The sequence below is a fragment of the Chryseobacterium sp. MHB01 genome (assembly GCF_034651565.1).
Taxonomy (GTDB): domain Bacteria; phylum Bacteroidota; class Bacteroidia; order Flavobacteriales; family Weeksellaceae; genus Chryseobacterium; species Chryseobacterium nepalense.
The window spans coordinates 63,200-76,405 of sequence record NZ_JAYEDA010000008.1 but is presented as its reverse complement, the minus strand read 5'-3'; the positions used below and the strand labels follow the sequence as shown (position 1 = coordinate 76,405).

14 protein-coding genes are annotated in these 13,206 nt (G+C 35.2%); 4 read left to right on the top strand and 10 right to left on the bottom strand.

Going from position 1 to position 13,206, the window contains the following annotated elements; all coding sequences use genetic code 11:
• Positions 1–49 precede the first annotated feature (49 nt).
• Positions 50–2,584 (top strand): ATP-dependent Clp protease ATP-binding subunit, encoded by a 2,535-nt coding sequence (locus tag U9K52_RS13895; RefSeq protein ID WP_248389203.1) that lies wholly within the window; start codon positions 50–52, stop codon positions 2,582–2,584.
• A 522-nt stretch (positions 2,585–3,106) separates the two neighbouring features.
• Here U9K52_RS13895 and U9K52_RS13890 read toward each other — a convergent pair.
• Complete coding sequence (locus U9K52_RS13890; protein WP_322927078.1) at positions 3,107–3,634, bottom strand: hypothetical protein; 528 nt, start codon at positions 3,632–3,634, stop codon at positions 3,107–3,109.
• 115 nt (positions 3,635–3,749) lie between these two features.
• Between U9K52_RS13890 and mnmA the strand changes: the two genes are divergently transcribed.
• Together mnmA and U9K52_RS13880 are read left to right on the top strand one after the other, a co-directional pair.
• A complete protein-coding gene (gene mnmA / locus U9K52_RS13885) occupies positions 3,750–4,937 on the top strand; it encodes a tRNA 2-thiouridine(34) synthase MnmA (protein WP_263601935.1) in 1,188 nt (395 codons plus the stop codon).
• Between the two features lie 69 nt (positions 4,938–5,006).
• The gene (locus U9K52_RS13880; RefSeq protein WP_248389206.1) at positions 5,007–5,201 is read left to right on the top strand and encodes a hypothetical protein; all 195 of its coding nucleotides are present in this window, start codon (positions 5,007–5,009) and stop codon (positions 5,199–5,201) included.
• A 425-nt stretch (positions 5,202–5,626) separates the two neighbouring features.
• Here the strand turns inward: U9K52_RS13880 and U9K52_RS13875 are convergent, their stop codons facing one another.
• A complete protein-coding gene (locus U9K52_RS13875) occupies positions 5,627–6,391 on the bottom strand; it encodes a hypothetical protein (protein ID WP_322927077.1) in 765 nt (254 codons plus the stop codon).
• 111 nt (positions 6,392–6,502) lie between these two features.
• Between U9K52_RS13875 and U9K52_RS13870 the strand changes: the two genes are divergently transcribed.
• Positions 6,503–7,399: a hypothetical protein gene (locus tag U9K52_RS13870; protein WP_322927076.1), complete on the top strand. Its 897-nt coding sequence runs from the start codon at positions 6,503–6,505 to the stop codon at positions 7,397–7,399.
• Between the two features lie 90 nt (positions 7,400–7,489).
• On the opposite strand, the gene U9K52_RS13865 is transcribed toward U9K52_RS13870, so the two are convergent.
• The 8 genes from U9K52_RS13865 to U9K52_RS13830 all read right to left on the bottom strand — a co-directional run bounded on the left by U9K52_RS13865 (position 7,490) and on the right by U9K52_RS13830 (position 13,186).
• Positions 7,490–8,233 carry a LytTR family DNA-binding domain-containing protein gene (locus tag U9K52_RS13865; RefSeq protein WP_322927075.1) on the bottom strand — a complete coding sequence of 248 codons (744 nt, stop codon included), beginning with the start codon at positions 8,231–8,233 and terminating at the stop codon, positions 7,490–7,492.
• Positions 8,234–8,346: 113 nt separating this feature from the next.
• Complete coding sequence (locus U9K52_RS13860; protein WP_263601931.1) at positions 8,347–9,111, bottom strand: GLPGLI family protein; 765 nt, start codon at positions 9,109–9,111, stop codon at positions 8,347–8,349.
• Positions 9,112–9,177: 66 nt separating this feature from the next.
• Positions 9,178–9,387: a hypothetical protein gene (locus U9K52_RS13855; protein ID WP_322927074.1), complete on the bottom strand. Its 210-nt coding sequence runs from the start codon at positions 9,385–9,387 to the stop codon at positions 9,178–9,180.
• Positions 9,388–9,515: 128 nt separating this feature from the next.
• Positions 9,516–9,809, bottom strand: a complete 294-nt coding sequence (locus tag U9K52_RS13850; RefSeq protein ID WP_248389212.1) for a 2TM domain-containing protein — start codon at positions 9,807–9,809, stop codon at positions 9,516–9,518.
• Positions 9,810–10,196: 387 nt separating this feature from the next.
• Complete coding sequence (locus U9K52_RS13845) at positions 10,197–10,766, bottom strand: isoprenylcysteine carboxylmethyltransferase family protein (protein WP_322927073.1); 570 nt, start codon at positions 10,764–10,766, stop codon at positions 10,197–10,199.
• Positions 10,767–10,768: 2 nt separating this feature from the next.
• Positions 10,769–11,092 carry a 2TM domain-containing protein gene (locus tag U9K52_RS13840; protein WP_263601928.1) on the bottom strand — a complete coding sequence of 108 codons (324 nt, stop codon included), beginning with the start codon at positions 11,090–11,092 and terminating at the stop codon, positions 10,769–10,771.
• 5 nt (positions 11,093–11,097) lie between these two features.
• Positions 11,098–12,420: a 2TM domain-containing protein gene (locus U9K52_RS13835; RefSeq protein WP_322927072.1), complete on the bottom strand. Its 1,323-nt coding sequence runs from the start codon at positions 12,418–12,420 to the stop codon at positions 11,098–11,100.
• Between the two features lie 115 nt (positions 12,421–12,535).
• Positions 12,536–13,186: a hypothetical protein gene (locus U9K52_RS13830; RefSeq protein ID WP_263601926.1), complete on the bottom strand. Its 651-nt coding sequence runs from the start codon at positions 13,184–13,186 to the stop codon at positions 12,536–12,538.
• Positions 13,187–13,206 lie beyond the last annotated feature (20 nt).

The following is a 13,206-nucleotide window of genomic DNA, read 5'->3' as shown; positions in this document are numbered from 1 at the left end:
TAGATAATGAATAAATGGCAATGCTGCTTTTATTCTAATGAGATATATTATGGATTATAAGTTTTCACAAGGTTTGAGCCAGGTGTTCAAACAAAGCAAAAGCGAAGCTAAAAGGCTGAAAAGTGAATTTCTTAATACAGAACATCTACTTTTAGGTATTATAAAAACGGAAAACTCTGCAAAAGAAATCCTTCAAAACCTTAATGCGGATTTAACACAGATCAGAAGAAAAATTGAAACTTTAAATACAGCAAGTCTTAATCCTATATCTGAGGAAGTTACTAATATTTCTTTCACTAAAATGGCAGACCATGCCGTTAAACGTGCAGAACTTGAATGCAGACAGTATAAAAGCAATGAGATTAATACCGTTCATTTGCTTTTGGGCATTCTTTACAAATATGAGGACCCTACTTCAAATATTTTAGGAGCTTACGACATTGATTATGAAGGAGTTTCAAAGGAATATCAGACCATGCTGAAAAATTCCGGACAGGCGCCGCAAATGAGTGCATATGATGATGATGATGAAAGAGAGGATTTTGAACAGATGAGAAAGCCTACAGGAAATTTAGGCTCTGCAAAAAGCAAAACCCCTACTCTGGATAATTTCGGCAGAGACCTCACCTCTTTGGCAAGGGACGGGAAACTGGACCCCGTTATCGGCCGTGAAAAAGAGATCGAAAGAGTTTCCCAGATTTTATCCCGTAGAAAGAAAAACAATCCGCTCCTTATCGGAGAGCCGGGAGTTGGTAAATCTGCGATTGCGGAAGGTTTGGCATTAAGAATTCAACAGAAAAAGGTTTCCAGAGTTCTTTTCAATAAAAGAGTGATTACACTGGATCTGGCAAGTTTGGTTGCCGGAACGAAGTATCGTGGTCAGTTTGAGGAAAGGATGAAAGCAATCATGACCGAGCTGGAAAAAAACAGAGATGTCATTTTATTTATTGATGAGCTTCACACCATCGTTGGTGCGGGAAGTTCAACAGGAAGTTTAGATGCGTCCAATATGTTTAAACCGGCTTTGGCGAGAGGTGAGATTCAATGCATCGGGGCTACTACTCTGGATGAATACCGTCAGTATATTGAAAAAGACGGTGCTTTGGAGAGAAGATTTCAGAAAGTAATGGTAGAACCTACTTCTATTGATGAGACGGTACAGATTCTTAATCAGATTAAAGATAAGTATGAAGAGCATCACAATGTTGTTTATACAGATGAAGCTATTTTAGCATGCGTTAATTTAACTTCAAGATATATTACAGACCGTTTCTTACCGGATAAGGCAATTGATGCTATGGATGAAGCTGGTTCCCGTGTTTATATTAAAAATATGAAGGTTCCTACCGAAATCATTGATTTCGAAAAGAAAATCGAAGATATTAAGGAACTAAAACAGAAAGCAGTAAAAGCACAGGATTATCTTGAAGCGAGAAAACTGAAAGATGAAGAAGAAAGACTTCAGATGGAACTTAACTCCGCCCAGGATAAGTGGGACAAAGATGTGAAGGAGAAAAAAGAAACCGTAACGGAAGAAAATGTAGCAGAAGTTGTTTCCATGATGAGTGGTGTTCCTGTAACGAAAGTAGGCAAAAACGAGCTTGATAAGCTTGCCGGAATGGATGGAAACCTGAACGGAAAAGTAATCGGTCAGGAAGACGCTGTGAAAAAGGTTGTTAAAGCAATCCAGAGAAACAGAGCGGGTCTTAAAGATCCTAACCGTCCGATTGGTACCTTTATTTTCTTAGGAACAACAGGTGTCGGTAAAACCGAGCTCGCTAAAGTAATGGCAAGAGAACTCTTCGATTCTGATGAAGCTTTGATCAGAATTGACATGAGTGAATACATGGAAAAATTCGCGGTTTCAAGATTAGTTGGTGCGCCTCCGGGATACGTAGGATACGAAGAAGGTGGACAATTAACAGAAGCTGTAAGAAGAAAACCTTATGCTGTGGTACTTTTGGATGAGATCGAAAAAGCTCACCCGGATGTATTCAATATCTTGCTGCAGATTTTAGATGAAGGTCACGTTACCGACAGTTTAGGTAGAAAAATAGATTTTAGAAATACCATTATCATCCTGACTTCAAACATTGGGACAAGAGATCTTAAAGATTTCGGTGACGGTGTAGGATTCGGTACTTCTGCCAAAAAATCAAGTTCGGATACAAGAGCAAGAAGCACTATCGAAAATGCCCTTAAAAAAGCATTTGCTCCTGAATTCCTGAATAGAATTGATGACATTATTATCTTTAATTCTCTTGAACAGACCGATATTAAGAAAATCATTGATCTTGAACTTGGTAAATTATACAGCCGTCTTGAGAAATTAGGATATAAAGTAGAATTAACTGAGGAAGCGAAAGATTTTATTTCTGAAAAAGGTTGGGATAAAGACTTCGGCGCAAGACCATTGAAACGTGCAATCCAGAAATATATTGAAGATTTATTAGCTGAAATGTTGGTAAACAAGCAATTGAACGAAGGAGAAACGGTTGTTCTTGACGTCAATGAGGCAAAAGACGGATTAACGGGAAAGACTTCAAAACCAAAAAAATCGGCGGAAAAGTCTTCTCAATCTTAAATAAATAATTTAATTATAATGAAAAGCATCGGAAATTTTTTCTGATGCTTTTTTTATTTTTAATAGCCGCTAATTATTATTTCCCACATATTTAAATTTATAAGAATTGAAAATTTAATCCTGAAAATTTAATCAGAGAGATCTGTGCTATCAGCGTGAGATGAAATATAATCTCATTCAGATTTTGGAAACGTCGCTGATTGCCGTCTGAATTTTTTGATGCTTTGTTTTACTGCATTATTTTTTAACGCAAAGACTGCTTAATTGATACTTTACAAAGGAACAAAGTTTAAATCAACAAGATGATTTTGACGAAATGATATTCACCTTCGCGAAGCAAAATTTATTTGCCTTTACTAACTAAAGATTAATAATTATAAATTACATCTTTGCGTTTAAATTAAAAAGCTTTAATAATTTAATCTGCGAATCTGTGCAATTTGCGGGAGAACAAATATTTTCTAACGCAGATTTTGCTGATCTGAATGCAATGATATTATACCGCATCTTTCAGAATACATATTAAAGCCCGACTACGAAACCAATATTCGGAACCAAACCGCTTGAGAAAATGCTGGAATTTTCTTTCCACAAAACATTATACATCAGCCCAAGCTGCAAATAAGAATTATTACCGATTCTTTGCATATAACCACCTCCCAGATACAGTGCATCTTCATCTGCATTGGCTTTAAAATCGTAAAATTTATCTTTATAATTGATAAAATAGTGTTGATAATTAGCACTTATAAAAAAAGTTCTTGCAATATAATAATTCATGAACGGACCGATTCCAAACATCGTAGAGCTGTACGCGTTGGATTTCTGCCACGATATACTTCCTAAAATCCCACCTTCCAAATCATCAGTAAGCCTGTATCCTACTCTCGGAGCTGCTGAAAGGTTAAAATAATTATTGCTTCCGAAACCAAAACCGATACCGCCTCCGAACGTCCAGCGGTTATTATTTTCCGGTGAGGCCCCAACGGCTATCTGACAGAATACAGATCCTGAAATAAACATAAAGAAAGGAATAATGAACTTTTTCATAGTATATTGTTTTTGTCGATGTTTAAAATTATAACTTTTTTACGAATCTTTTTAATTGTATTTTTGCAGCGTCAAACTAAGAGCTCCCGTTAAGAGTTTCGTAAAATTGAATATAATGAAAGTAGTAGTAGGCCTCTCCGGAGGTGTAGATTCGAGTGTTACAGCCTATTTGCTGCAACAACAGGGCCATGAAGTGGTAGCCTTATTTATGAGAAACTGGAATGATGCTTCGGTAACGCTGGAAGATGAATGTCCGTGGATTGAGGACAGTAATGATGCATTGATGGTTGCCCAAAAGCTTGGAATTCCTTTTCAGGTAATTGATATGAGTGAGCTGTACAAGGAAAGAATTGTAGATTACATGTTCGATGAATATCAGAAAGGAAGAACCCCGAATCCTGATGTATTGTGCAACCGCGAAGTAAAATTCGATGTATTCCTGAAAACGGCAATGTCGCTGGGAGCGGATAAAGTAGCAACGGGGCATTACGCCAGAGTAGATTCTACCATTGATGAAAATGGAAAAGAAATTTTCCATCTTTTAGCCGGAAAAGACAACAATAAAGATCAGTCTTATTTTTTATGCCAGCTTAGCCAGGATCAGCTTTCTAAAGCGTTATTCCCAATTGGGGAACTTACAAAACCGCAGGTGAGGGAAATTGCAAAAGAAATCGGATTGGTAACTGCTGATAAGAAAGATTCTCAGGGATTATGTTTTATCGGAAAGGTAAGCCTTCCGCAATTTCTGCAGCAGCAACTGGTTCCTAAAGAAGGAGAAATCGTGGAAATTTTCAAAGATTCTCCACTTTTTACCCAGGAAACGCCGAAATTTTCTTCAAAACAGGAAGAGCTTGAATTTTTAAGCCAAAAAATCAATTATAAAAGATCTGATGGAAAGGTAATCGGAAAACATCAGGGCGCCCAGTTTTTCACGATTGGACAAAGCAAAGGCCTGGGAATCGGCGGTCATAAGGAAAGCTGTTTTATCATCTCCAGAGATATGGAAAACAATATTCTTTTTGTAGGAGAGGGGCATCAATTTCCCGGATTGCTTAAAAAAGCTTTGAAAATCGATAATTCCGAATTGCACTGGGTTCGTGAAGACCTGAAGCTGAAAAGCGGAGAATCGATGGAAGTGATGGCCCGATTTCGGTACAGACAGCCTTTGCAAAAAGCAACCTTGTATCAGTTTGACAATGCTTTTTATATTGAATTTGAAGAATTACAATCCGCAATTGCCGAAGGACAGTTTGCTGCTTGGTATGACGGAGAAGAATTGCTGGGAAGCGGTGTAATTTCATAAGAAATAAATTTCTGTAACATATTTTGAGTTGTTATACTTACTCTGTAAATAACAATAAAAAATATCATTATGAAAACCATTTTAGAAAACAATTATTCTTACGCTCAACAATTAATTATTGCTTTAGTATCTTCTTTTTTTGGATATCACCTTTATCAGGAGATTGTTAATCCGGAAAAGTCACAACTTACATTGAGCATTATGCTTGTTGCCGTTACCTGTTTCGTGATAGACCAATACGGACGGAAAAGTCAAAATAAATAGAATTAATAAAATATGATAAAACCCGGAGCGTGTTGTTTCGGGTTTGTTTTTTTGGATTAATACCAGAATTTAATTTACATGTTTAGATAAGATCTTCTAATAATCATTAATACAATTAATTCAAGAATTAAAATGATGATTAAAAATCCGACAGGTTTTCCCAATATCATTCCAATAAAGAGTTTAATGATTCCCAATAAAATAATCAAGCCTGAACTATAAAACGTTGTTTGTGAGATACTCCTATTTAAAATAAATACCGCCGTATAAAACAGGAAGATAAGGATGAGATAAAATTTTAAAAAATCCGGACCTTTCAAAGCCAATGGATTTGAGGTATGGTTTACTATCAGCAACCAAAAAAAGCTTATCGCGAAAGGAATGGTATGAATGAATAATCTTTTCATTATTGTGGAATTAAATAATTAATCTCCGCCGCCACAGCCTCCGCAACCTCCCCCACAACTGCTCCCACAGGAACTGCTGCAACCGGAAGAACTTCCTCCGTCTCCGTGAGAACTGTCGCTTCCGCAGGTATAGAAGAATGTTCCGTCACCTCCCGCGTCTGTATTGTTTTTATCTGATCCGCTGTTATTACTGAACGCTTTTATAATCAAAACCATAATTACGAAAAAGAAAATCAATGTAAAAAATATTCCCAATCCTCCACTGCTATTTTCTGTGCATGAGAAAATTATAAACATACTGCCCAATAAAAGAGCAATTTTACCCAAGTATGATTTATTTTGTTTGTTTGAAGGTTTTAAATCCTGTTTCCAGATCTCTTCCGGCGGTTCCTGCTCAAAGATTTCACGATAGCTTTTTAATGTTTCTTCAAACCAGCTTTTGTGCTTTTCATTTTCCGCTGGCCCTCCTTGTGACGGATGATGATGCAATTTCTTTTGAAGAATATCGGGACAGAATTCTTCCCAGTAATTTTGGGTATAAATCAAGTGCATGTGCCATACTTTATCAATAATTTCACTGGGTGAAGCACCATCAGGCAATGTACAGCAGAGATAAACGAACTTCTTGTATTCTTCGATAGCTTTTTCGGTAAAAGAACTTGTCCAGTTTTCTTCTTTCGCCAGTTTTTTTGAAAAGGGAAAAGCAGCATTAGGATGGTCTAATGAAAAATTCTGAAGTCTTTTCCAAAGCGGATCATTCTGTAAGATGAGTTTTGTTTCCATTGTTTATATTTTGTTTCTACTCAAATATCGAAGGAAAAATAAATATAAAAGTCTTATGATGGTATTATTAGGTTTTAAAATAATCTTATATTAGTCTTATATTTTAAACAAATGAAAAAAGAAGATTTGCTGCATTTAGAAAAACTGATGAACTTTTTGGCGATGCAATTTCTCAAAAAAAGCAGTTGGGAAGATGTTTCCAAAACAGAATGGTCTTATATTGTTGCCGAATTGAATGACCTGATCAATACTGAAAATCAGGGAAAAGGCATAAAGAAACAGCCTGATCTTCTGGGCTCTAATTATCTGTATGAACATGTGATCATTAACAAATTAAAAAAATTTTATCAGGATAAAAATGCTGTCATCAGCAAACCCAATCTTGCCAAGTTAAGCCAGATTGTAAAAGTATTGGGATATTCCAATTATATTGATTTTATTAATTCGAATACAGAATCATTTAATTTCAATGATCTTCGGATTGATATGAATAATGTAAAACCGAATACAGATTTGCTCGATAAGCTTATCGGCTGCTGGTACTCCTACAACAGGAATCTTCCGGATAATCCTTTACAGGCCCGTGAAGAGCGCATCTGGAGATCGGCAACACAGATCTATAAATCCGAAACTTCGGGTGAATATTTCATTGAAAGAAGCGGCGGCGACCGTCATAAGTATTTTGGCAAAGTGACGGCTTATTCCGATTATGTTTTTATCATCATGAACAGCAATACGTTTATTCGCCAGCGTCATTTTATCTCAAGGATAAAAGATATCAAGGAAAAGCTTAAAAATCCAGAATACAAGCTCCATGAATTGCATTTTATAAGTACATGTATTAGTTTTAACCAGGAGCCGATTGCCCTGTTTGAGATTTTCCAGAAAGCAGACCGGAAAACGTTTATCACAGATTCCATCAGCTTTCCCATAGACAGTGAAGAAATACCGCCAACCATTGTAAAACAACTTGAAGATACGGAAGCTAACCGGATTGATTACAAATAGTTGTGGGTTTTTAGTTTAAAGTTCAAGGTTTAAAGTTTTGGGATATATATAAGAGAAAGTCTATCATCTTTTCTCTATTATCTTTATGAATCAACTTACCAGCCAGTCTTTAAAATCTTTAACGCGGTCGCGGCTTACCGTAATTTCTTCTTTAGGCTGAAACTCCAGTTCAACTTTATAATTGGGCGAAGTATGGATATTTTTTATGTAATCCGAATTGATGATAAACTGGCGGTTTGCCCTGAAAAACTTCCTATCATCCAGAATATCTTCCAGCTCATCCAATGTAAAATCCGAAGGAAAAGCACGCTCCTGAGTCTGCAGATACACAATTTTATTTTCGCTGTAAAAGCAGCTGACTTCATGTGTCTGTACGATTTTAAGATTATACCCGATCTTCACCAGAATTCTGGACAGCGTAGTTTTATCTTTTTTAATTAATTGCTTTATTTCCTGAGAATTAACCAAATGATCCGAAGGAATAAACGATTTGAATTTATCAATGGCAGCTCCGAGGTCCTTGTCCAGAACTGGTTTTAAAAGATAGTCGATGCTGTTGAGTTTAAATGCTTTCAGTGTGTACTGATCGAAGGCGGTGGTATAAATAATAAAACCTTTGGTGGGAATTTTTTCAAAAATATCGAATGACAAACCGTCTCCCAGAACAATATCCGAAAAGATCAGCTGTGGATGCTCATTTTCAGTAAACCATGAAACTCCTTCTTCTACGGATTCTATTTTGGCAACCAGTTCAATTTCAGGAAATTCGCCAAGCATTCTTTCCAATTTCCTTGAAGCCGGTTTTTCGTCTTCGATAATGACTGTTCTTATCATTTTTGAGTTCCTGATTTAGTTTTAGCATTTAAAAATAATCAAAAGTTATCAGTTTTTAAAACTGAATCGGTTCTTTTGTTTTTTTATTTAGAACTGATGTCTTTAATAATAATTTATTCAATATCCAGCTGGGGTGACTCTTTTATTCTTTTCTGATTAGATTTTTCCATTCTCCTTTTCTCATTTGGATCATCGAAAATCATCCCACTAAGATCTGAAAGAGCATTATATTTTATCTCTTTAGTTTTATTCTTAGGAAATTCCTTATAACTATTATCTTTTGGAAGTTGAACATATTTTATTTTCTTCTTAAATTGACTGAGAGTGAAAAGATATTCTGCTTTTTCGTCGTACATATTTACAATCATTCCAGGAAGACCACCAAATTTATATGGCCCAAAATTTAACGGAATATCTTCTGTATACCAAGCAATCCATTTTCTCCCATAAGCATATGTGAAAGCCTTTCTTGTCTTATATCCTGAATAAATTTTAGTTTCTTTTAAAATAGTCCATTTAATGTTAATTGGCTCCATATATTTAATTTTCGCATCAACAACCTTTTCATATACTGTAAAAGAGTTATTTTTTCTCAACACTTCTTCTCCTAAGGCAGTCTGATAAGAAATTCCTGTCATAAAATCTCCGCTTTTTACTTTTCCGTTAGCCTTTAACGAATCTAAAACGTACTGATTAGTACTTTTATAATAGCTTGTATTTTGTTTTGTATTTATAAAGAGTAAAAACTGTTCAGTATTCTTTTTCTTATAAATTGGATATTCTACATCATAAGTAATAAATAGGTCTGTTTTAATATTCTGTGCGTTTAATACTTCAAAAAGTGCAAACAATAACAAAAACGAAAATAACTTTCTCATTGATGAATGGTGCTAAAAAAGCAGAAAGATAAATCATTCTGCTCTTAAATTAATATTAATTTTAAACTAACGAGTGATTGTAATATGTTGTGGTATAGTACTGCAAAGATCGTAATTAATTGCGGCTACATATTGCTGCATCTGAGCATCTGATACATTATCCGAAGTTTGAAGAGTTGTTTTTTTACCACAAGTTGTAGTTACAGTCCAATAAGTTGTAGCAAATGCAGCAATGGAACAAAATAGCATTCCAGTTACAAGAAATTTCTTTTTCATATTTGTTGTTTTTAAAATTTAGGATGTAAATATAAAATAATTTTAATTCCCTACAAAAAGAATTATATTATGTTAAAAAATGACTATTTTTCTTTATTTATATTAATTTCTTAATGATAAAATCTATATTAAAGTGTTTTGGTATTTTTTCTTTCCTCTTCCATCAATTCTCTGATCTTTTTTTCTTCCCAGTCTTTGCTTATCCCGAAGGTATTGGCTGCATGCGCTGCAATTCCGATTCCCCAGCCTAACATTGGCCATAAAAACCATAAATATTCCGGTGAAGTGATAAGGTTTAATACGGCTAAAAAAGAAATGACAAGGCAGTATGAAGTAAGATTTCCGTAAAATCCTTTTAGTTCTTTTACTCTTCTTGATGCTTTTTGGTACGCAAGCTCTTCTTTGTTGATGAAAGTTTCCATAATTTTTATTTTTTAAGATTAATTGTTTCTTTATGTTGAGACAAATGTATGACGGAAACAATCCTTGAATCAATTTTATATGACCGAACCGTAGAATATGTATTCTGAATTGTAAAAATCCCGACTCAACGGTGAATCGGGATGTGTAGTTTTCTTCGGATCTAAAGCTTTGAGATTTTAATATATTTCTCTCGCTGATTTTGCAGATAAAGATGTTTGACTATTCTAAATAGGAGTTTAAATAATACACCGTTGCATTTTGAATTATTGCTTTTCGAAAATAGTGAAACGGCTTTTGTTTAGCTTTATTATCAGTATTTTTTTATCATTCTTTGGATAACTTTGCGGTTTTTATCAAATCTAAAAATTGCAAAACAATAATTAAATTTAATAAATAAACGGAATCAGTTTTTTTGTTTTTCTTCGGTATTCCAGATATTCTTCCCCGAACTGCTCAATCAAAGTTCTTTCTTCAACCGTAATTCTGTAACTGAAAGCAACAAACGGAATTAAAAAAGCTAAAATCAACGAGAACCAATTGTTAAGATACAATCCCAGGCCGAGTGAAGTCAGCAGCGAAAAAGCGTATGACGGATGCCTTATATATTTGTAGAAACCTTCCTTCTTAATTTTGTGATCTTCACGTATCGTTACATCAACGGTAAAATATTTACCCAATGATCTGATGATGATAAATCTAAGAATAATTCCCACCCATACAAGAGCAACTCCGATGTAATAAATCCGGTCTTCATCAGAAATCGGTAGTTTTGTAAGATATGAAACACTGACGGATGATGCAATGGATAACGGAATAGCCAGCCACAGAATATTCAGCGTTGAGCGGTCTTTATCTTTTTTGTCATTGTCTCCGGATTTTAGAATATTCTTGTATAGAATTTCACTTAAAAACCATACTCCCATGGAAACAGCAAAAAAGATCTGTAGTATTTTCATGATTATTTATTGTATTTATTCTGTGCAGCTTTTTCTTCTTCCATCAGTTTTTTAATTTTCTTTTCTTCCCAGTTTCTGCCTAAAATAGCTCCCGGAACAAAAACATTGATCGCATAGCCGATAAGCCCGATTCCCCAGAAGATCGGAAGCGAAAAGTATTTCAGGTGCCAGATGGTTTCTCCGGGTTTTAATTCTTTGTAATTCATTACCAGGATAAAAATATTTACCGCGAAATAAACGAATGCAAAAACATAAAAGTTTTTAATTTTTTTAACACGTCTTTCCGCCTCTTTGTATCTTATGTCATCTTTGCTGATAGGATTCATACTATTTAATATTTATGATTATTTTGTTTTTCTAAAATTTCCCTGATTTTTTTCTCTTCCCAGCCTTTCCCGATCGCAAATACACTTGCTCCGTGGGCAACAAGACCGATTCCCCATCCCAGCATTGGCCAGTAGAACCAGAGCTCGTGAGGCGAGGTAATCAGGTTAAGAATGATTAAAAAAGGAATGACAATACAATAAGAGATCAGGTTTCCATAAAAGCTTTTAAGCTCTTTTACTCTTTTTTGAGCTCTTTCGTAAGCTTTGTCTTCATCATTTATTTTTTCACTGACAACGTTTGGTTTTGCAGACAGCACCGGAAGTTTCACTTTAAAATAATCTTCGGATTTTTCGATAAAAACGTTTTTCTTCGTAAGAAGAGAATACCGCTGTACAATGTTTGAAAGCCCTATTCCGGAACTTTCCTTGATCTGTTCTCTTACCTGAAGGTTATTTTCGATACACAACGTATCATTTTCAGAGTAAATTTTGATAATAAGCGGCTTTGATGATGTTGCAAAATTGTGCTTGATACAGTTTTCCAGCAACAGCTGAAGCGACAACGGAACGACAAACCTTCTGTAATCTTCTTTTTTAACATCAAAAACGAAATCCACACTGTCTTCAAATCTTGTTTTCAGTAGTTCACAATAGGTTTTAGCAAATTCCAGCTCATCTTCCACAGTTACCAATTCTTTATCTTTCTGTTCAAGTACATACCTATAAATCTTTGACATTGAAACTGTAAACTTCTGTGCCTGCCTGGGATTTTCATCAATAAGCGAACTTAAAACATTGAGCGAATTAAATAAAAAATGCGGGTCCAGCTGATTTTTAAGACTTTCAAACTGAGCATTGGCAGATTTTGCAATGAGTTTTTGCTCCACCACTTCTTTTTTGGAATTTTTTTTCAGTTCTTCCATGAAGCCTTTTGCGTGAAGGAAAGCTGAAATCAGCAAGGCAATATTAATGGTAAACCAATTGATATAATTGTATTTACCTGTAAAATATTCTTCTGTGGTCGCACTTTTCTGGAAGACCACAAAATTCATGTAATTGCAGAAATACACCAAAATGATATTTGCCAATAAGATGGAAATAATACTGATGACCGCCCTTTTGGTAGTTGCTTCAGACCAGGGAAATTTTTTGTTAAGAAAATCATTAATCAGCCAGTTTCCTGCGCCCAGAACAAAAGAGTACATAGATGATATGGCAATGGTCAGCATAAAATTCTCCAGATTTTTCTCATCCGTAAAAACGAAAAAGAAAAACATGGATGTTGCCAGTGATACCCAGCATAAAGTGATAAAGTTCTTGCGTTTCATAATCAGTTTCCCTGCATCAAAATTAGTGTCTTAAAAATATTAAAATTTATTTTCGTTAAGCATCTTTTACACTGCGAACATTATAAAGCCTCCTCCGGAGAGAAGGCTATGGAAATTATTTCGCCGCTCCGCTTAGAAAATATTCTGCTTCGGCTTTTCCCCAGTTCGGGTCCAAAGCTGTTTTAGGTTTAAAAGCATTGAATTTTTCCAGCGCTGTTTTAAACTGCTCAATACCTTTTTCTTTGCTTCCTCCGTATTGTTCAGGAGTAAAATAGGTGTCTTCGGCTTTAATGAGGGCTACTCTCGGGTTATTTGGGTCCAGAGTTTCTGCTTTCTTAAGCTCTTCCATGGCTTTCATTCCGTCTGTCATGTATCGTTCTGCGGGATTTTCCATCATTTTCAGGGAATAAGCCATTTTTCTCAGCAGATGTATTTCAGAATTGTCTTTACCGGCAATTGCTTCTGCCTGATCCAGATATTTATCGGCAATGTCCGCATTGATGGAAAGCTCGGACATTTTACCGGACTGCATCTGCATTCTGCCTTTCTGAAGATAAGCCAATGCAGCATAATAGGAAGGCAGCCACTGGTTTGTTTCCTTTTTCCCGATCCTGTCGAAATCATTAGCCAGAGCCTGGAATTCATCGGTTGATCTGGTGGTTTGCAGTTTTGCAATTTTTTCAGACATTATTTTTTCATAATCTGACTGAGCAAAAGCTGTTAAACTCATCATACTTAAAGCGAAAGTTAAAAAATATTTTCTCATTTTTAAATTTTTTTAAAGTT

What these genes read in the sequence shown, in the direction of transcription:
- U9K52_RS13895 (WP_248389203.1), top strand. Translation starts at nt 50, where the DNA reads ATGGATTATAAGTTTTCACAAGGTTTGAGCCAGGTGTTCAAACAAAGC.
- U9K52_RS13890 (WP_322927078.1), bottom strand. Translation starts at nt 3,634, where the DNA reads ATGAAAAAGTTCATTATTCCTTTCTTTATGTTTATTTCAGGATCTGTA.
- mnmA (WP_263601935.1), top strand. Translation starts at nt 3,750, where the DNA reads ATGAAAGTAGTAGTAGGCCTCTCCGGAGGTGTAGATTCGAGTGTTACA.
- U9K52_RS13880 (WP_248389206.1), top strand. Translation starts at nt 5,007, where the DNA reads ATGAAAACCATTTTAGAAAACAATTATTCTTACGCTCAACAATTAATT.
- U9K52_RS13875 (WP_322927077.1), bottom strand. Translation starts at nt 6,391, where the DNA reads ATGGAAACAAAACTCATCTTACAGAATGATCCGCTTTGGAAAAGACTT.
- U9K52_RS13870 (WP_322927076.1), top strand. Translation starts at nt 6,503, where the DNA reads ATGAAAAAAGAAGATTTGCTGCATTTAGAAAAACTGATGAACTTTTTG.
- U9K52_RS13865 (WP_322927075.1), bottom strand. Translation starts at nt 8,233, where the DNA reads ATGATAAGAACAGTCATTATCGAAGACGAAAAACCGGCTTCAAGGAAA.
- U9K52_RS13860 (WP_263601931.1), bottom strand. Translation starts at nt 9,111, where the DNA reads ATGAGAAAGTTATTTTCGTTTTTGTTATTGTTTGCACTTTTTGAAGTA.
- U9K52_RS13855 (WP_322927074.1), bottom strand. Translation starts at nt 9,387, where the DNA reads ATGAAAAAGAAATTTCTTGTAACTGGAATGCTATTTTGTTCCATTGCT.
- U9K52_RS13850 (WP_248389212.1), bottom strand. Translation starts at nt 9,809, where the DNA reads ATGGAAACTTTCATCAACAAAGAAGAGCTTGCGTACCAAAAAGCATCA.
- U9K52_RS13845 (WP_322927073.1), bottom strand. Translation starts at nt 10,766, where the DNA reads ATGAAAATACTACAGATCTTTTTTGCTGTTTCCATGGGAGTATGGTTT.
- U9K52_RS13840 (WP_263601928.1), bottom strand. Translation starts at nt 11,092, where the DNA reads ATGAATCCTATCAGCAAAGATGACATAAGATACAAAGAGGCGGAAAGA.
- U9K52_RS13835 (WP_322927072.1), bottom strand. Translation starts at nt 12,420, where the DNA reads ATGAAACGCAAGAACTTTATCACTTTATGCTGGGTATCACTGGCAACA.
- U9K52_RS13830 (WP_263601926.1), bottom strand. Translation starts at nt 13,186, where the DNA reads ATGAGAAAATATTTTTTAACTTTCGCTTTAAGTATGATGAGTTTAACA.